Raw genomic sequence first — 18,521 nt, forward strand, 5'->3', positions numbered from 1 at the left:
TATATAAATGAAGAAAGGGTCTGGTACATGGCTTTCCATGTGCCGGACCCTTTTTTGTATTATTGCGCCGGCCTCTGTGCAAAATAGTCCAGAACCGCTTCTTCCAGCGGAGTTAGCAGGTGATCCTTACGCCAAGCGATGAAAAAACCGCCTTTTTCTGGCTGAATGCCCGGCAGGGGAGCGTAACGCAAGCGGTTCTGTGCGACCTCTCTTTGAATTCCCTTTTTGGAATAGATCGCGACACCACCTGCTTCGCTGACTAGACTTTTGATAAGCTCCGGTGAATCTAGTACGGTACGATTCCACAGACGGACGCTATTGAGCTGTGCCCACTTGTCGGCGATCCCGCGCAAAGCGGAACCGGCAGCATGTTGTACCCAAGGTTCGCGTACGGCTAGTTCTGCGGTCAGCTCAGGACTTTCTTCGAAGGGATGACCTGGCGCAAATATCAACACAGGCTCGTCTTGTTCGATCCGCTGAAAATGAAAGGTATCATCATTACATTCGCTGGTGTGCAGCAGCGCCAATGGAGTTTCGCGAACCCGCAGCCGCTCTCTCAGCTCCCGGTCTGCATGCACAGACATGGATAACTCTATACCGGGAAAGTCCAGCATGAGCTGTGACATCGCCTTAGGAAGCACATAGCTGCCAGGAATATAGCTGGATTCCAGCTTTAGTTGTCCTTGCGAGGGGGAGGAGAACTGTTTGACACTGCGCTCGGCGTCCGCCGCGAGGGCTACGATTTTTACAGCGTATTGATACAAGGTACGACCTGCTTCTGTCAGCAGCACTCGACCACTACGATATTGAAACAATGGAGTACCGAGTTCGGTTTCGAGATTCTTCATATGGAAGGAAACAGTCGGCTGTTTGACCCCAAGTTCGGCTGCAACTTCTGTAACCTTTTTGTATTTTTCAATTAACACTACGATGTGGAGTTTCATAATATTCATGATGTTCCCCCGGGAAAATGTTGTTAAAAACGGTGAATATTAAGCAGTTGTTTCTTTATTATAGATTATATCTATGTTGCTATACAAATTATGTTGTTATTTTTATCTTTCATTTTACACAACGAGGACCTTTCTCTAACGAACGAGCCCTAGAATAGGAAGAGTCAAAGGCGACACAATGCTGCCAAGGCAATAAAACATGACGTCAGCTTTCACTGCATTTTGTGGTGGTCAAGCGTGTGGGAGCAACTGCTCCACAACAACTTTAGGGGGAGACAAACAATAATGCAATTTAGAAAATCTTGGATCATGACACTGGCTTTAACTAGCGTACTGGCACTTTCGGCTTGCGGAGCAAATAATGCAACAACCAATAATGGTGGAGGTAACACTTCAGCAACAAACGCACCAACAGAAACAAGCGGTACCGAATTAAAAGGTTCGGTTCTGGCATCGGGCTCCACAGCATTGCAGCCGCTCGTTGAGCAAGTTGCAGAGAAGTTCATGGAGAGCAACAAAGGCGTAGACATTCAAGTACAAGGCGGCGGTAGCGGTACTGGCTTGACTCAAGTTGCTGAGAAGCAGGTCGATATCGGTAACTCTGATGTATTCGCAGAAGAGAAGCTGAAAGACGCTGACGCTGATAAAGCAGCAGCACTGGTTGACCACCAAGTAGCCGTAGTTGCGATTGCAGCAGTTACAAACAAAGAAGTTGGTGTTAAAGATTTGACCAAACAACAATTGGTTGACATCTTCACTGGTAAAGTAACGAACTGGAAAGAAGTTGGCGGTAAAGACGAGAAGATCCAAATCATCAACCGTCCAGGCAGCTCCGGAACACGTGCAACTTTCGAAAGTTTCGCATTGGGAACGAAGACTGAAGACCTTCAAGGATCTATTCAAGAAGATTCCTCCGGTACAGTTAAGAAGCTTGTTAGCGAAACACCAGGTGCGATCGGATACCTTGCACTGTCCTACCTTGATGACTCTTTGACAACACTCAGCTATGACGGTGTAGAACCTTCTGTAGACAACGTTATTGCTGGTAAATATCCAGTATGGGCTTACGAGCACATGTACACAAATGGTGAGCCAAACGAAACGGTTAAAGCTTTCCTTGATTACTTCTTGACTGACGAAGTGCAAAGCGGCGATGTAGTAGAGCTTGGATACATCCCGGCTTCCAAAATGCAGGTTGCTCGTGATGTCAAAGGTAACGTAACGACTAAATAAACATCACGATCAAACATTCTTCAGTAGAAATTCAATGTGATTAGAGGCGGAATATCCTTCTGCCTCTCTTTTCACTTTAGAAAGAGGGAGCATTTCAAGGTGAAAGCAAACAAATCTCGTATTGAAAAGCATCATATAGAAGATTTCATCGGACGCACTTATATGTCCTTTTGCGTAACGCTATTAATTGTCATCATTGTATCAATGGTGTATTTTGTGGCGTCCAAAGGCCTGTCCACCTTTATTAGCGGGACAACAAGCGTATCTGAGTTCTTCTTTGGTACTAAATGGTCGCCGGACGGGGATACACCATCCTTCGGTGCACTTCCGTTTATTTCCGGGTCCTTCCTAGTTACTTTGCTCGCAGCACTGATTGCTAGCCCGCTCAGTATCTGTGCAGCATTGTTTATGACCGAAATCGTTCCAGGTTGGGGAAAAAAGCTGCTTCAGCCGGTTATTGAGCTGTTGTCCGGTATTCCTTCCGTGGTATACGGCTTTGTGGGCTTAAGTGTGATTGTGCCCCTGCTCCGCAATATCTTTCCGGGCCAGGGCATCGGGGTGGCTGCAGGCGCACTTGTCTTATCGGTTATGATTCTACCGACAATTACGAGCGTGGCTGCAGATGCATTGTCTTCTTTACCGCAAAATTTGAAGGAATCTTCGTTTGCGCTTGGAGCTACCCGGTGGCAGACGATTTCTCGCGTCATCATTCCTACAACCCTGCCGGCGATTATGACAGGTGTAGTACTGGGGATGGCCCGCGCCTTTGGCGAGGCTCTTGCTGTACAAATGGTTATAGGTAACGCGCCGTTCGTTCCGCGCTCGCTGTTCGAATCGGCTTCTACCTTGACGAGTGTTATTACGTTGGGAATGGGCAATACCACTATGGGCTCACCGCACAATAATGCGCTATGGAGCATGGCACTGGTTCTTATGCTGATGACATTTGTATTCGTCTTCCTCGTAAGACTGCTTGAAAGGAGAAATAAAATTTGAAGCCGAGAACCGCTGACAAAATCGCTACCACGCTTATTGTGTTTTTCGCTCTACTTATTGTAGGCATCCTGGTTGGCCTATTGGGCTACATACTGATGCGCGGAATCAGTCACATCAGTTGGGATTTCCTGACCTCTGCACCTCAGAAGATCCGGGCAGGAGGAGGAGTAGGGCCGCAGCTGTTTAACTCCATATTCTTGCTATTCCTAACCCTTCTGATCACAGTACCGCTGGGTCTTGGTGCCGGAATTTTCATGGCGGAGTATGCACGTCCTGGCAAGCTTACCGCATTTATCCGCTTGATCGTGGAGGTTCTGTCTTCATTCCCGTCGATCGTAGTGGGTTTGTTCGGGCTCTTGCTGATTGTGAACTATTTCAACCTCGGATTCTCTCTGATATCTGGCGCGCTGGCCTTGACGGTATTCAACCTGCCGCTAATGGTGCGGATTACGGAGCAGGCCTTCCGAACGGTTCCGAAGCAGCAGAAAGAAGCAGGGTTTGCGCTTGGATTGTCCAAATGGAAAATTGTAACCTCAGTCCTGTTCCCTGTAGCTTTGCCAACAATCATTACAGGAACGATCCTGTCGGCAGGCCGGGTGTTCGGGGAAGCTGCAGCACTGATGTTCACCGCAGGAATGAGCAGTCCTCGTCTTGATTTCGGGAACTGGAATCCACTCAGCCCGTCTTCACCGCTGAATCCGTTCCGTCCCGCAGAGACGCTTGCAGTGCACATCTGGAAAATAAATAGTGAAGGCTTGGCTCCCGATGCGGTTCAAATCGCTGCCGGGGCTTCGGCTGTGCTGGTTATTACTGTATTGATCTTTAACCTGGCCGCGCGTTACTTCGGCCGCTTTATTTACCGTAAACTCACAGCTTCTAAGCGTATGAACTAGCAGGTATACCAATTAGATCAGAGAATAGTAGGAGGAGTAAGCGATGGGAGCAACAGCAACCGCAAGCAAAAATTCTTTTCAGACCGAACAATTGAGTATTTTCTATGGGACTTATGAAGCCGTTAAAGGGATCAGCCTGCCTTTTCCGGAAAACACGGTAACTGCACTCATCGGTCCTTCGGGTTGCGGTAAATCCACCTTTCTTCGTTCGCTCAACCGGATGAATGACGAGATTTCGGGTTCCACATCCAAAGGCAGCATCTGGATTGACGGCGTAGATATCAACGCTCCAGGTACAGATGTAATCAAGCTGCGGCAAAAAATCGGGATGGTGTGGCAGAAGCCAAATCCATTCTACAAATCCATCTATGACAATATTGCCTTCGGACCAAAGTATCATGGAATCAAAGGTAAACAAGCATTGGATGAGATTGTGGAGAGCAGTCTCCGTCGTGCTGCACTGTGGGATGAAGTAAAGGATCGTCTGAAGGATTCAGCCCTGGCACTATCGGGTGGTCAACAGCAGCGTCTCTGTATCGCACGGGCATTGTCTGTAAATCCACAAATCCTGCTGCTGGATGAACCAGCTTCTGCATTGGACCCGGTATCTACAGGTAAGGTTGAGGAATTGATCAAAGAGTTGAGAGAGGATCTGCGGATTGTTATCGTTACACACAACATGCAGCAGGCTGCACGTATTTCGGATTACACCGCTTACTTCTACCTAGGTTCTTTGGTGGAACATGATAAGACGGAGAAAGTCTTCTCCAACCCTGAGAATCAAATGACACAGGAATACATTATGGGCCGTTTTGGCTGATTATTATGAAGTGGAAAACACTGCTCTTCCCGAGCGGTGTTTTTTTGTTATGCCGCTAGGGGAAAGGGTTATGAAGCAAGGTTATTTGCAAAGTAAGCAAGGATCATGTATGATTAATTGATAATCATTCTCAATAATATTTTGACCAGGAGGAACTATTTATGACGGAATCACAATCGACATCTGCAAATAGCATTGCTGCCATAATCAAGGAACGCCGCTCGATTAAACAATTCAAATCCGATCCACTTCCGGAAGGGCTGCTCGAAGAACTACTGAATGTTGCAGTATGGGCTCCAAACCATGGACTGCGTGAACCATGGCGTTTCATCGCTTTTAAGGGAGAAGGGGCGAAGTTTCTCGGCGATGCAGCTTTTTCTTTGATCAAGCGTGGAGCGGCCGATCCTGACTTTGCAGCTAAACGTAAAGAATACCTCTCCAACATTCCGTTAACCATTATTGTTGTTATGCCAGAAGATCCGCGCCAGCGGGAATGGGATGATGATTATGGTGCAGTCTCTGCCTTAGTACAGAACTTCCAGCTGGCAGCGTGGGAGAAGGGCGTGGGCACGATCTGGAAGACGGACCCTTACATCTACGCACCTGAATTCCGGAACAAACTTGGTGTGAAGCCAGGCGAGAAGATCGTAGCAATGGTTCACGCCGGTTATCCGGAAGTCGTGCCAGCCAGCCGCCCACGGACCGAGGCTGTAGAGCTGCTGCAGGTGGTTGACAGCTATCCGGAGAGTGGAAGCCTGGAGTAGAAGAAAGTCGTGCCAGCCAGCCGTCCACGGATTGAGGCAGTAGAGCTACTGCAGGTGGTTAACAGCTATCCGGAGAGTGGAAGCCTGGAGTAGAATTGTGGTAAAAGAATTAATTGTCAGAGTCCACGTTCGAAACTTTGGAGGTTCCCGTTATTCGGATGCCTATAGAGTGAAGTAGAGCGAACGGAGAAGTTTGGAACTGTAGGCGCAAAGCGTTCGGCAGGAAGCTTTCCACACGAGAGCTAGCACCTGGAACATAGAGTGTCGACAGATTTTAACCACGAGAAACGGGATGCTCCCTTTCACCAGTCGTCTTAATAGTGGAAAAGAAGGGCTCCTCCCCAACTAACGGCATTTTTGTACCTTATTTTTCTTTGATATAGGCAAATGAGGGAAATAAGGGCATTATTGTATCTTAATTTTCGAAAAAGCACGCCGAACGGGCTATTCTGGAAGATTTAAGGTACAAAATTGCACTTAATCTCCAATAACCGTTAGCTGCAGAGGATTTAAGGTACGAAAATGCCGTTAATTTTAGTTCGATCCTTTTTAAACAAGCGCTCTCTTTTCTTGGCTATGTTTGATTTGTATTGCGTTCTGTATTGCGTTCTATATTCATTGTATTGCGTTCTGTATTGCGTTCTATATTCATTGTATTGATTGATCAGTTCAACGTTAACCCCCTGAAAACAGACAGGGGGTTCTTTATTTTCTATTTTGCCTAGGCCATATGAATGTGGGAGTTCTAGTTGACTATCAATTTAAAGTTTTCTAACGTTTCTAGTTTTTGATTATTACAAATTCTTGAGGGTTTAGGCGAATGTATGCGCTAATTTGTTGTAGACTCCCTTGAGACAACGTCAGGAAGCGCTCAAATAAAAGAGTAACAGTGTCTAAAAGTTCATGATCTTGATCCAAGTCTTTAAAAGTGGCGTCACTCCATTGAACACCTAATCTGCGATTTCTTGCTTCAAGAACCTCTTTGGTTTCGTCAAGCAGGGAGATCATGGAAGTATCGCTGAAGAAATGTAGGCCCTCTGTCACACTAGACCAATACCCCGGTGTATCTAGCAAAATGGATATCCAAGCATAATACTCACTGACCGAGTTTTTAGCATGATCGTACAATACACTAAACATACACAAGGCCTGTTGTCCCTTGGTGAGTTGAGATATTACTTGTGTTTTTACGGACATCTCTTTTCCGCGAATTTGTTGAAAGGTTGGTTCCATGCATATCCACCCGAGTCGTTCATCATCCAATGCATCGAAATCATGTTGTTTCACTGTTACTAATGACATTTGATTCCTCCTTTTTTGACTATCATGAGTGTCAATCATAAGGGTAAAAAAATTACTGAGGTTTTACTATTGCTACAGCCGACTCAATCACTTGCTCTAAAAGTATTTCTAGCTGTTCTTTCATCGTAATCTCCAAAGCCCCTTGTGCGAAGAGATCCTGCTGCAGCTTGTCTAAATAATTCATCCCTTGTGAAACAGCGCCCCAGAACTGCATAGCCATGAGGCTGGCATTCCCCTGACGAATTGTTTTTTGGATGATGCCCTGCTCAACGGCATGGGTTATCGGCTGTAGGAAGCTTTTCATCCATTCGAACGGAGAGAACGGTTCATCTGTATAGAAATAGTGCACATCCATGCTGACTCGCATGTAAAAGCGGGACACCTCAGGTTCCTCCAGTACTTGCTTACAGACCATCCGCGCATACTGACTGAACAGTTCAAGTGATGAGCCGTCTTGCTCAAAATGGGACTTTGTAAAACGTTGCGTCTTGTCCATCATGTACTCGTAGAGCTCACGAAACAAGTTTTGTTTGCTTTTGAAATAGTGGTAAACCAGTCCGCGCGCCAGACCCGCCCGTTCCGCTACTTCACCGATCTCAGCAGCCACATAACCTTTTTCCTCATAAACATGAATGGCTGCCTGCAAAATCTCTTGTGACCGCTGTTTACGAATCTCTTCATTTTGTTCTTTCGTGCGTGGTGACATGTTGTGTATCCCTCATTTTCGTTGACATTCATGACAATCAAAAATATAAAGGATATTCAAAATAATGTAAATATTAATCATCTATTGATGCGCTCAGAAACCGAATTCTTTAACGGAATCGGAAATTTCCAGGCCAATTTTTGGAGAATTCAGTTTACTGTTGAAAAACTAATCGTATTAGTTTATATTATAACTAATGATATTAGTTTTGAGGAGGAATACACATGAGAGTGCTACAAGAAGGACGTTTGCTACAGTTGACTTGGATGCCATCCTTTTTTCCGGTAAACTGCTATTTGGTCGAAGAAGAAGACGGGTTGACACTTATTGATGCAGCAATGCCATTTAGCGCCAAAGGGATTATTGGCACAGCAGAGAAACTGGGGAAGAAGATCAACCGCATTATATTGACCCATGCCCATGACGACCATGTCGGAGCGCTGGATGAGGTGGCGAAGCATTATGCAGATGCAAAGGTATATATCTCCGAGCGGGATGCAGACTTGCTTCGAGGGGACAGCTCACTTCGGCCTGATGAGCCACAGACTCCGATCAAGGGAAGTGTGCCTAAGAAAATCACCACCAAACCGGATGTACTGCTTCGGGAGGGGGATACCATTGGCTCACTAAAAGCAATCAGCACACCTGGTCATACTCCTGGTTCAATGTCTTTCATCGATCAGCGCAGCGGTGCGGTTATCGTCGGCGATGCGGTCCAGATGTTCAGAGGGTTTGTGGTAGCAGGAACAGTAGTACCACTGTTTCCGTTCCCGGCGCTAGCAACCTGGCACAAGGAGATCGCACTTTCGAGTGCCCGCAAGCTGTTACAGCTCAAGCCTACTCTCATTGCTGCTGGGCATGGTAACTGGTTAAAGGAACCGGCTAGTGGGCTTCAGCGGGCAATTCTTCGGGCAGAAAAGTCATTACGAAAGGGGTGAGCGAATGTCTCCAAGAGCAGGATTGGATGTCGATATACTTGTACGAGCGGCAGCAGAGATTGCCGATGAGGAAGGGATTGAAGAGGTAACGCTGGCACGGCTGGCAGCCAAACTGGGTGTGCGGTCGCCTTCACTTTATAATCATATCAATGGTTTACAGGGTTTACGCACCCAGTTGGCTATCTATGGACTGGGAGAGCTGAATACGGCGATAGCCTCTGCAGCGGAGGGGCTGAGCGGTGACGATGCAGTCCAGGCGATGGGCCGCGCCTATGTTGAGTTTGCAAGAAGCCGCCCGGGGTTGTACAAAACGACGCTCTCCTCCCCGGATCCAAACAATGCCGAACTTGTGGCGGCCAGTGAGCGTATTTTGTCCCTGATAATTAATCTGTTACAGGTTTATAATCTGGGTAAGGAAGGCGAGTTGCATGCCGTACGTGGCCTTCGCAGCATCCTGCATGGCTTTGCCTCTATCGTGCAGGAGGGCGGCTTCGGGATGCCGCTAGATACCAACATTAGTCTATCCCGCCTAATCGCTGCATTCCTCACCGGGATCGGGCAAATGAACATTCCAGGAAAGTATGAATCTTGATAATGAGTCCTTGCCGATGCGGGAATGAAGGCCAAGGAGAACTTATGTGGAAAGGTGTTTATGAAGAGTTCAGTGAGTTAACGAAATCAGAGCAACTGGCACTGTTTAACGCTATGAAGCAAGATTTGTTTCCAGATGAACCTGACAATATTACAAAACTGCTCAAAAGTATTTGTGAAGCACGTTTCGCTTCTGGAATGGCTTGTGTTCATTGTGGGAGTTTGTCAGTAGCGAAACGGGAAATACCGCACAAGACAACGCTATCTTTGTAAAGATTGCGGGAAATCTTTCGTGAGTCTATGAAAGGTCGTGAAATCACTCATAGAAAAGCCAAGAAGCGTGGAGAAAAAGACGAAGAGAGAGGGATTTCTAACCTTAAAATCGCTGTCGTGGTTGCACAAGACCGAAAAGGTAGCGTGATTGCTCGCAAAGCAGGCACAGGCCGTGTAAAAGCCGAAGAAATAGACACTGTAATTGGTGCTTATATTCACCCGTCTGGTTGGTTAGAATTAGGGGGAAACTTAGCATTTGAAAATCGAGTAGAGCAAATGCTTATTGCAGCGTGTCAAAAATCCAATTATAGAACTGCTGAAATGATAAGAAGTGCATAATAAAAGACCTCAAACAAGAGATCACTTTGTTAGTTTTTTTTGCGTTGCTTATAAAGCAAAAGTGAACTGATTAACAACAAGCTAAGTCCAATTTGCAAATACCATCCCTCATAAGACAACATGATAATTAGTTCCCAAATGTTCGATGGACCAGAGTTCTCACAACCATTACAGTACGGATAATCAAAAATATAAGGAATTAAGCCAACAACAAGTGAAATTACTCCTAAAACGGCTAATAACATCGTATATTTTTTAAAATCAGTCCCCTCCTTCACCAAGGGTAATAAACCATCAAATCTCAAGTTCTTTTACTGCTAAATAATTAGACGTAAACTTTGACAGAATGTTTCGTTATTACAAGCTCTCTAAAAACAACAATCTTTCAGAAAACAGCCTTTAATAATGTGGTTACCGAGCTGTGGAGATCTCTGGACATTGTGATTTCGAGAGTGAAGGAACGGTTGAACGCAGAAGAGGAGAAGAATGGCCGGAACAGCTCCTCGTATGAAACGGTCGCATACCCAGTGGCTACATTCCAGAATGGCAGAGGCCTAGACGCCGTCGTCAATTGCCTGGATGGGCAAAACAATATTTTGCTCTAAAACATACCGAACCGAAAATACATCATATACGTAAAAAAACGGCTATTAACGCTCCATTTCGGAAGCATTATTAGCCGTAAGCGCTTTCTATAGAAAAACGTAAAGGCTGCTTCATTACAGCATAGGACCCAGATAGGCTGCAAGGAAATACAGTAACCCAAACAACAGCATGACATAAGCCGTGTACTTGATGGCATTGGAGGCAGTGATACGTGGATCGACAGATTCTTGAACCAGGACCTGTTCTTGTTCCTTCGCTTCGAAGTCTTCAGACCGCGGGTCTCTCATCATGATAATCTCCTCCTTGGATGTTGAAGCCTTAACTCTATTGTGACATATCTGTGAACTAATTTCAACAAATATGTGGCTATAATTTGAACAAATATTTAAATTTAAGTTATTTATGGGCTTTTAATCGAAGAAATCTCTTGACACTGGATGGATCGCCATCATTTGAGAGGGATTTCCCGCACACGCAAGGCCAACCTTTTATCCTAAGATTGAACATTAGATTAACTGAAATTACATTACACGGGTGAAAAAGCACAATAAAAAGCCAGCCGGGCACAAATTTGTGTCTGACTGGCTTTTATTTTATCCTGCGCAAAAAGCGATCTGTGCAAAAAGCGATTATGCCCAGTTGCCGTTACGGAAAATCGGCTCGGCATTGCCGTTATCCGTAATTCCGTCAATATTCATTTCCGGAGAACCCATCATGAAATCGACGTGGGTTAGACTTTGGTTCATGCCTTTAGCAGACAGTTCTTCCTTCGTCATCTTGATTCCATCTTGTAAGGTAAAGGCATAAGCTGCGCCCAAAGCCAGATGGCAGGAAGCATTCTCGTCATAGAGGGTCGTGTAATATAGAATACCGCTCTCTGAGATCGGGGAATGGAATGGTACAAGTGCCACTTCACCGAGGTAGGAGGCACCTTCATCCATTGCCAATAGCGCAGCAAGCGTTTCTTGGCCTTTTTCGGCCGTGAAATCAATGACCTTGCCATTCTCAAGTGTCAGTGTAAAGTTGTCGATAATATTGCCGCCGTAGCTGAGAGGTTTCGTGCTGCTCACTGTACCGTTAACACCAGTCTTCAAAGGAGCGGTGAACACTTCTTCAGTAGGAATATTGGCCAGGAACGGCACTCCGCGTCCATTCACTGCGCCAGCCTGACACCAGATATGCCCTTCCGGCAGTTCGATGGTTAGATCTGTTCCCGGTGCAGTGTAGTGCAGCTTGCGGTACTTGCGATCATTAAGGAATGTACAACGATCTTTCAAGCCGTCCAGATGCAGAGTCCATGCTTCAACCGGATTCTCCTGATCGGCACGCACTGCTTTGAAGAATGCTTCCCATAATAAGTCGACTTGCTGATCCGCAGGCGCTTCAGGGAACACCTTCGCCGCCCAAGAAGGGGATGGGAAGGCCACTATGCTCCAGCTTGCAAAATTGTTCATCAGCATTTCACGGTACGCCGCCATCGCCTGCCCGCTCGTCCGTTGGTTGTTGGCAATACGCTCTGAATCTACTCCAGCCAGCAAGTCCGGGTCTACAGAGATGATATTCAGGAATGCTGCGCCGTTCTTGGCGAGATCCTCCAGCTCATCGGCCTGCCATTTTGGAGGCACAAGGAAGGATTCCGATGGTGCCAGATCATAACGGGTACGAGTAACTACCTCGTCGCTGTAATTGACCTTTACCAACTGGGCTCCAGCTTCATAAGCGTTGCGTACGACGAGGCGCACCAATTCTGCCGAGGTGATATCGGCATTGACGACCAGCGTCTGTCCCGGCTGGATATTCACCCCGATTTTTACAGCCAGCAGTGCGTAATTCTCCAGCTTTTGCTTGAAACTCAACATGACATCCTGTCCCCTTATCCTTAAAATTCTTTTAAAAAGCCCAGTTACCTTTGAGGAATACAGGTTCCCGAGTGCCGTCTTCAGATATTCCATAAATGTCCATCTCGCCAGAGCCGATCATGAAGTCGACATGCGTAACACTGGAGTTCAGTCCGTGAGCAATTTGTTGTTCTTCATCCATCTCTTTGCCGCCCTCCAGACAGAAGGCATAAGCCATGCCGATCGCCAAGTGGTTAGAGGCATTCTCGTCAAACAAAGTATTGTAGTAGAGGATATTGGATTCGGAAATTGGAGAGTGATGTGGAACCAATGCCACTTCCCCGAGATATTTGGCGCCTTCATCCATGCTGATTAGATGTTCAAGGGACTCTTGACCCTTCTCCGCGCTTACGCTAACAATCTTGCCGTTCTCAAAAGTCAGAGAGAAGTTGTCAATAATGTTGCCTCCATGGCTAAGCGGTTTGGTGCTGCTAACGACTCCGTTCACACCGGTCTTAAGCGGAGCTGTAAAGACCTCTTCGGTAGGCAGATTGGCGACGAAGCTGTGGCCTTTCGCGTTGATGCTGTCACCCTGAGCCCACAGATGACCTTTTGGAAGCTCGATGGTCAGGTCGGTACCAGGTGCTATGTAATGCAGTTTCTTATATTTTTTGGCGTTTAGCACATTTGCTTTGTTCTCCAGATTGTCCAGATGCTCATGCCAAGCGGCAATTGGATCTTCCTGGTCAATACGTACGGTATGGAAAATAGCTTCCCACAGCTGTGCTACGCGTTCTTCTGATGGCAGCTCAGGGAACACTTTGTCTGCCCATGGCTGGGAAGGAACAGCAATAACGTTCCAGCTAATCTTATCCGACATCTGGTAAGCGCGGTACTTGGCCAGTGCGGCACCGCGTGTTTTCTGGAAATTAGCAATACGTTCCGGATCAATGCCTTTCAGCGCGTCCGGGTTCTCGGAGATGACTGCCATCACGGCTGCACCGTTCTCAGCAAACTCGGTCATTTCACCGGCATACCAGGTTGGAGCCTTCGTAAAGATCTCAGGTGCAGCATGCTCAAAAGTCTGACGGGTAATGCTCTCATCACTCCAGTTAACCTTGACCAGGCTTGCACCTACGCCATAGGCCTTTTCAGCCACAAGACGGACGAATTCCGCTGCGCTAATGGGAGCGTTAATGACCAAGGCCTGCCCTGGTTGAATGTTGACGCCAATCTTGACTGCAAGCTCGGCATATTTGTTAAGCTTTGTTTGAAAATCGCTCATGTAGATTTCCTCCATTTACCTTTAATCTAATGCTTTACAAGGGTTGTCTTAAATTATTAACCGCCGGATGAAAAAAGTCAATTATGCCAAGCGAAGGCGGGATTTGCTTTCATTTCAATGCTATACTGGTGTAGTGAAGCAACAATCATTGGAAAGGGTGTTTATTAGGATGACAGCTGAGATAGTAAGCGCGGAAATGCGCCGCAGCGAGGATGGAAGTTTTGTAGGCAGAACGGTGTTTACATTGGAGAACCATACTTCTTCGTATGAGATTACGTTTTATAGTAAGAAGGGGAGCGAGTGGGATTACAGCCTTAGCTTTGCCGGAGAGCCGGGAAGTGAAGAGCAATTCCTTCAGACGGATACCTTGCTGGAAGAGAACGATGAAATCTTCAATCAGCTGTTAGATGCAGCTATCGAAGTTCAGGAAGTATAGGAAGTAAAGGAAGTAAAGCCGTAACTTGGATGCAGGCGCAGTTATCTATTCTATTGCGCCGCATCCGCAAGTTAGCACTTATATTTTTTTAACCAATAGTAATATTGCCTTCAGGATAACGGTACAATTCTTTACTCTTCTTCGGCTTCAAGGCGTAGGCGAGTGTAAGTGGTCCGATCCGTCCAACAAACATCAGGATGATCACGAGCATTTTACCGATCATAGTTAGCTCAGGGGTAAGACCCATCGTGATGCCAGAAGTGCCAAACGCCGATACCGCCTCAAACAGGACAGTGAGGAAGCTTGCCCGCTCTGTCACGGACAGCAGCATCGTTGCTATGACCACAAGCATCAGGGACAGCAGGGTCATGGTAATCGCACGGTAAACATTGTCTTTGGAGATACGGTGGCGGAACATAATGATATCCTCTCTTCCCCGCAAGCGGGCATATACGGCACTGGCAAGGATCGCAAATGTCGTAATCTTGATCCCACCGCCTGTTGATCCCGGAGCCGCGCCGATAAACATCAGGAGAATCAGCAGAAAATGCGTGGACTCCCGTAGCAGCGGAATATCGATGGTAGTCACCCCGCCTGAACGTGGCGTTATGGCTTGAAGAAATGAGGCCATCACCTTCCCGCCCGCATGAAGTGGCTTCAGGGTATGGTTCAACTCCAACCCGAAAAAGATAACTGCCCCGAGCCCGATTAACACAGCAGAAGTGGTCAATACAACCTTGGAGTGCAGCGTAAGGCGTCTGCGCTTGCGGAAGTCTATCACATCAGCCATGACGATAAATCCAATCCCGCCAAGGAAAATAAGCAGCATCGAGATAATATTGACTATAGGATCTTCTACATATCGGGTTAGCCCACTGAACGGTCCGTGGATATCCCCGAAGAGATCAAAGCCTGCATTGTTAAAGATCGAAATGCTATGGAAGATCCCGTAATAAACAGCTTTTCCTAATGGCATATCCAGCATAAAACGAGCGGCCAGCAGAACAGCACCAGACAGCTGAATCACGAGTGAGTAGAGCAGGACTCTGCGAATGAGTAGGACAATGCCCTGCATGGAGTTTTGGTTCATAGATTCTTGCAGCAACAGTCGTTCCTTCAGGGATATGCGTTTATTCAGCACCAGCGTAATAAGAGTCGCCATGGTGACGAATCCCAATCCACCGAATTGAAACAGCACCAGTAGAACAATCTGTCCGAATGTGGTCAGTTGTGTTCCCGTATCGATTACAGCTAGTCCTGTTACACAAGTAGCAGATGTAGCCATGAATAGGGCATCGATGAAGTGAATTCTTCCTGTTGTTGATGAAACTGGCAAGCAAAGCAGCGTAGTCCCAACTGCGATCAGCAGCAGAAAACCGAGTGATAATATTTTGGGTGGTGTAAGTTTAGGACTGCCTAAGTTTAGATTGGCCAATGTAATTCTCCTGACGATTCATAATGGAAAGTTGTTGACCAGATTATAACACAACTCCGCAGAGCTTCACTAAGCGTAGGAGGAAAAAGGTGTGTTTTATCTAATTGGTAATATAAAGATTTTGTGAAATCCAGTGGAGAGGATATATGGAAGGACATTGAGAATGACCACTGGTTTAAGTTTAAAATCCTGATGGGAATTTCTTGATGATCTGTCGATGTTGATAATTAAATCAAGGAGGAGTAAAAATGATGATTACACTTAGAGTGCTACATCCCGGCGATGCCGAAGAACTGCTAAACCTGCAACACCGTCTGGATGAGGAATCTTCATTTATGCTGCTTGAACCAGACGAACGAAGGACCACGGTAGAACAGCTGAAGGACATGCTCACAAGTGTGGCATCTTCAGATACCTCGGTGCTGATCGGGGCTGAAGCAGAGGGTCATTTGGTTGGCTATCTATCCGTGCGAGGAGGGAATGTCCGGCGGAACAGGCATAGTGCCTATATTGTCATCGGTATTCTCCGGCAGTATCAGGGCCTCGGCATTGGGAGCGGATTATTCCGGGAAGTGGACTCTTGGGCTGTGGAGAACGGGATTGTCCGACTGGAGCTGACTGTAATGACCCATAATGACAAAGCGGTGGCGTTGTATCAAAAGAGCGGTTATTCCATTGAGGGAACCAAGCTGAAATCGCTTAAAGTGGACGGGCAATGGGTGGATGAATATTATATGAGCAAGCTTTTAATAAATGTGTGAATTAATAATAACAATTAATTGGAAAAGGGTTGAGCAGAAGAATGATCTGCCCAACCCTTTTTATATCATTAATAGTTAATTACATAAATTATAATGACTCTTGTTCCTCAGACGCTGGTGTCTCAATGATGATCTCCACCTTACGAATCCGGTGTTTGTTCATCTCCCGTACAATCAGGGTCGCATGTTCTAATGCCACACTCTTACCAACAGCGGGATCGTTCAAGTGACTGTAGAGCCAGCCTCCAATGGTAGTTACTTCTTCATAACCGAAGTCGATACCCGTAATCTCTTTTACTTCCAGGAGAGAGACCTTACCGTCGAACAGATAGTCATTGTCAGACAGCTTTTCCACATTCTTGCGTTCGTCACCGTCGAATTCATCGCGAATCTCCCCGACAATCTCCTCAAGAATATCCTCGATCGTGATAAGTCCGGAAGTACCGCCGTATTCATCAAGCAGAAGCGCAATATGCACACGTTCGACCTGCATACGAGTCAGAAGCGTCTTGACCGGAGTGACTTCGGACACAGTCAGCACTGGCTGAATGAGACCCTTAAAGTCAAAGTCAGGATTATTATCATACTGTAAGAAAAGCTGCTTCGTATTGATCATACCGATAATATTATCCTTATTGCCTTCCGCCACAGGAAAACGGGTATACTGTTCCTTACGGATAATATCCAAATTCTCCAACAGAGAATGATTGGTGAACAAGCACACCATATCTGTCCGGGGAACCATGATCTCACGGGCTAACATTTCGTCAAAAGCGAAGATCCGGTTAACATAACCGTATTCCGCTTTGTTGATCTTGCCACTTTCGTAGCTCTCCGAGAGGATAAGACGAATCTCTTCCTCCGAATGGGCGTCGCCATGTTCGCTGGCCGGCTTCATACCGAACAAACGGACCAGAAGATTAGCGGAACCGTTCATGAGCCAAATCAACGGGTACAAAATTCTGTAGAACCAAATAATCAGTGGGGCTGTAATTTGTGCAATTTTCTCCGGAACATTAATAGCAGCAGTCTTTGGCGCAAGTTCGCCGACAACGACGTGCAGGAATGTCGCCACCAGGAAGGCGAGTGCAAAGGCAAGCGGTTTACTCACACTCTCACTGAGACCAAGCCAGTGGAAAATTGGGAACAGCAGATGCTCAAAAGCAGGTTCTGCCAGTGCCCCGATGCCGAGTGCGGTAATTGTAATCCCGAGCTGACAGGCGGACAAATATCCGTCAAGATTGGCAGCGACCTTTTGTACGGAGAGAGCGTTCTTGCGTCCCTCAATCACCATTTGGCTGATCTGGCTGCCTCTCAGTCTTACCATTGCAAATTCCGTTGCTACAAAAAAAGCGGTGAAAATAATCAAAATAGCCACCAACGTCAAACTAAGTCCTATACCCATATAATCTTTACCATCCCTTTCGTTCCTTAAATAGGTTATACTCATATTATGAGTTCTTATGAACCAATTTTACGAACTTTTCGCTAAAATATCAAATGTAAGTGATTTACATTATTTCTGAAGGGAAACAAGGAGGGATACTGACATGGAGTCATTCACATTGACCCGTATCGAAATGTCCTGTCTTCTGCTCTCGCTCACCGGTGTTTCATCGCAGAAACCGCTGAATATCCTGCAGGAAGCCTGGACTAAATTTCATCATGATGAGGTCCGGACCGGCACGACGCTGCCGGCCTTTTTGTCTACCGACATTCCGCCTATCCTGCATAAGATCATCAAAGGAGGGGCCGTTAAGGGCTTATCTCTTGGTGAGATCGCAGCACTGGGCCATCTGGTTGAGTATTCGAACCTTTCGGTTACAGCGATGCAGAACTGGGTGAAGCGCGACTTCAAGGAATATTTGGGTTCTCCACAAGCAGGGAAGAAGTATTCATTTAACCAGGCAGCGCTGCTGTTTATGATAGATGATTTGAAGTCGGCACTTGATTTTGAGAGTATTCGTCAGCTTTTTCAGCTGCTATTTCTGAAGCCGGAGCGCGATGATGATGATCTCATTGAGCCTGCGCAGATGTACTCTTCCTATGCCGGTCTTTTTGAAGAGATCAAGAGTAACCCTGTACTGCATACCCAAAGAATCGGTGGACGCGACCTGCATAAGAATACCTGGAAGGACAGTTCGCTCGCCAGAGCAACAGAAGGCATCCTGACCCGGTTGAATCATCTGAGCAAGTCGCAGCGGGAAATGGTGCAGAATGCGCTGCTGGTAGCTGCTATTTCTGTACAGACCTGTTACTTCCAATCGCTGGCCAAACAGTATTTTAATGCGGTGTTATTCCTTGATTTTTGAACACTTCGATTCTAAAATGTGTATGAGCAATAATCAGGGT

Annotated in this window: 20 protein-coding genes and 1 pseudogene; 12 read left to right on the plus strand and 9 right to left on the minus strand. The window is 46.5% G+C overall.

Features of this window, described 5'->3' with window-relative positions; genetic code table 11:
* Positions 1–59 precede the first annotated feature (59 nt).
* Complete coding sequence (locus HPT30_RS17365) at positions 60–953, minus strand: LysR family transcriptional regulator (RefSeq protein WP_175372618.1); 894 nt, start codon at positions 951–953, stop codon at positions 60–62.
* 285 nt (positions 954–1,238) lie between these two features.
* On the opposite strand from HPT30_RS17365, the gene HPT30_RS17370 reads away from it, so the two are divergent.
* The 5 genes from HPT30_RS17370 (at position 1,239) to HPT30_RS17390 (ending at position 5,659) form a co-directional block, all read left to right on the plus strand.
* Positions 1,239–2,186 (plus strand): phosphate ABC transporter substrate-binding protein PstS family protein, encoded by a 948-nt coding sequence (locus tag HPT30_RS17370; protein WP_175372619.1) that lies wholly within the window; start codon positions 1,239–1,241, stop codon positions 2,184–2,186.
* Positions 2,187–2,285: 99 nt separating this feature from the next.
* Positions 2,286–3,182 carry a phosphate ABC transporter permease subunit PstC gene (gene pstC, locus HPT30_RS17375; protein ID WP_066369576.1) on the plus strand — a complete coding sequence of 299 codons (897 nt, stop codon included), beginning with the start codon at positions 2,286–2,288 and terminating at the stop codon, positions 3,180–3,182.
* Positions 3,179–4,075: a phosphate ABC transporter permease PstA gene (pstA, locus tag HPT30_RS17380; RefSeq protein ID WP_175372620.1), complete on the plus strand. Its 897-nt coding sequence runs from the start codon at positions 3,179–3,181 to the stop codon at positions 4,073–4,075. Before pstC ends, pstA begins: the two co-directional genes overlap by 4 nt.
* Before the next feature lie 43 nt (positions 4,076–4,118).
* Positions 4,119–4,895, plus strand: coding sequence for a phosphate ABC transporter ATP-binding protein PstB (gene pstB / locus HPT30_RS17385; RefSeq protein WP_175372621.1), 777 nt, complete (start codon positions 4,119–4,121; stop codon positions 4,893–4,895).
* A gap of 161 nt (positions 4,896–5,056) precedes the next feature.
* Complete coding sequence (locus tag HPT30_RS17390; RefSeq protein ID WP_175372622.1) at positions 5,057–5,659, plus strand: nitroreductase family protein; 603 nt, start codon at positions 5,057–5,059, stop codon at positions 5,657–5,659.
* Between the two features lie 780 nt (positions 5,660–6,439).
* On the opposite strand, the gene HPT30_RS17395 is transcribed toward HPT30_RS17390, so the two are convergent.
* Both HPT30_RS17395 and HPT30_RS17400 read right to left on the minus strand, forming a co-directional pair.
* Entirely contained in the window at positions 6,440–6,961 is a 522-nt protein-coding gene (locus tag HPT30_RS17395; RefSeq protein WP_175372623.1) for a hypothetical protein, read from the minus strand.
* Between the two features lie 52 nt (positions 6,962–7,013).
* Positions 7,014–7,667: a TetR/AcrR family transcriptional regulator gene (locus HPT30_RS17400; RefSeq protein ID WP_175372624.1), complete on the minus strand. Its 654-nt coding sequence runs from the start codon at positions 7,665–7,667 to the stop codon at positions 7,014–7,016.
* A 224-nt stretch (positions 7,668–7,891) separates the two neighbouring features.
* Between HPT30_RS17400 and HPT30_RS17405 the strand changes: the two genes are divergently transcribed.
* From HPT30_RS17405 to HPT30_RS17415, 3 genes and pseudogenes are all read left to right on the plus strand, one after another.
* The gene (locus HPT30_RS17405) at positions 7,892–8,605 is read left to right on the plus strand and encodes an MBL fold metallo-hydrolase (protein ID WP_175372625.1); all 714 of its coding nucleotides are present in this window, start codon (positions 7,892–7,894) and stop codon (positions 8,603–8,605) included.
* 4 nt (positions 8,606–8,609) lie between these two features.
* Positions 8,610–9,197 carry a TetR/AcrR family transcriptional regulator gene (locus HPT30_RS17410; protein WP_175372626.1) on the plus strand — a complete coding sequence of 196 codons (588 nt, stop codon included), beginning with the start codon at positions 8,610–8,612 and terminating at the stop codon, positions 9,195–9,197.
* 44 nt (positions 9,198–9,241) lie between these two features.
* A pseudogene (locus tag HPT30_RS17415) lies at positions 9,242–9,703 on the plus strand (transposase); the annotation flags it as partial.
* Between the two features lie 134 nt (positions 9,704–9,837).
* Here the strand turns inward: HPT30_RS17415 and HPT30_RS17420 are convergent.
* Complete coding sequence (locus HPT30_RS17420; RefSeq protein WP_175372627.1) at positions 9,838–10,113, minus strand: hypothetical protein; 276 nt, start codon at positions 10,111–10,113, stop codon at positions 9,838–9,840.
* A gap of 33 nt (positions 10,114–10,146) precedes the next feature.
* On the opposite strand from HPT30_RS17420, the gene HPT30_RS31190 reads away from it, so the two are divergent.
* Positions 10,147–10,413: an AlkZ-related protein gene (locus HPT30_RS31190; protein WP_446685660.1), complete on the plus strand. Its 267-nt coding sequence runs from the start codon at positions 10,147–10,149 to the stop codon at positions 10,411–10,413.
* A gap of 114 nt (positions 10,414–10,527) precedes the next feature.
* Here the strand turns inward: HPT30_RS31190 and HPT30_RS17430 are convergent, their stop codons facing one another.
* The 3 genes from HPT30_RS17430 to HPT30_RS17440 all read right to left on the minus strand — a co-directional run bounded on the left by HPT30_RS17430 (position 10,528) and on the right by HPT30_RS17440 (position 13,537).
* Complete coding sequence (locus HPT30_RS17430; protein WP_175372629.1) at positions 10,528–10,704, minus strand: hypothetical protein; 177 nt, start codon at positions 10,702–10,704, stop codon at positions 10,528–10,530.
* Between the two features lie 339 nt (positions 10,705–11,043).
* Complete coding sequence (locus HPT30_RS17435) at positions 11,044–12,273, minus strand: aminopeptidase (protein WP_175372630.1); 1,230 nt, start codon at positions 12,271–12,273, stop codon at positions 11,044–11,046.
* A gap of 31 nt (positions 12,274–12,304) precedes the next feature.
* Entirely contained in the window at positions 12,305–13,537 is a 1,233-nt protein-coding gene (locus HPT30_RS17440) for an aminopeptidase (protein ID WP_175372631.1), read from the minus strand.
* A 169-nt stretch (positions 13,538–13,706) separates the two neighbouring features.
* Here HPT30_RS17440 and HPT30_RS17445 point away from each other — a divergent pair, with 169 nt between their 5' ends.
* On the plus strand, positions 13,707–13,973 hold the full coding sequence (locus HPT30_RS17445) for a hypothetical protein (protein ID WP_175372632.1): 267 nt from the start codon (positions 13,707–13,709) through the stop codon (positions 13,971–13,973).
* An 88-nt stretch (positions 13,974–14,061) separates the two neighbouring features.
* Here HPT30_RS17445 and HPT30_RS17450 read toward each other — a convergent pair whose 3' ends face one another.
* Positions 14,062–15,408: a TrkH family potassium uptake protein gene (locus HPT30_RS17450; RefSeq protein ID WP_175372633.1), complete on the minus strand. Its 1,347-nt coding sequence runs from the start codon at positions 15,406–15,408 to the stop codon at positions 14,062–14,064.
* A gap of 248 nt (positions 15,409–15,656) precedes the next feature.
* On the opposite strand from HPT30_RS17450, the gene HPT30_RS17455 reads away from it, so the two are divergent.
* Positions 15,657–16,169, plus strand: a complete 513-nt coding sequence (locus HPT30_RS17455) for a GNAT family N-acetyltransferase (RefSeq protein WP_175372634.1) — start codon at positions 15,657–15,659, stop codon at positions 16,167–16,169.
* An 88-nt stretch (positions 16,170–16,257) separates the two neighbouring features.
* Here HPT30_RS17455 and HPT30_RS17460 read toward each other — a convergent pair whose 3' ends face one another.
* Positions 16,258–17,574 carry a hemolysin family protein gene (locus tag HPT30_RS17460; protein WP_175372635.1) on the minus strand — a complete coding sequence of 439 codons (1,317 nt, stop codon included), beginning with the start codon at positions 17,572–17,574 and terminating at the stop codon, positions 16,258–16,260.
* A gap of 145 nt (positions 17,575–17,719) precedes the next feature.
* Between HPT30_RS17460 and HPT30_RS17465 the strand changes: the two genes are divergently transcribed.
* Positions 17,720–18,481, plus strand: coding sequence for a DUF1836 domain-containing protein (locus HPT30_RS17465; RefSeq protein WP_175372636.1), 762 nt, complete (start codon positions 17,720–17,722; stop codon positions 18,479–18,481).
* Positions 18,482–18,521 lie beyond the last annotated feature (40 nt).

The organism is Paenibacillus agri, from assembly GCF_013359945.1.
Lineage (GTDB): Bacteria > Bacillota > Bacilli > Paenibacillales > Paenibacillaceae > Paenibacillus_AQ > Paenibacillus_AQ agri.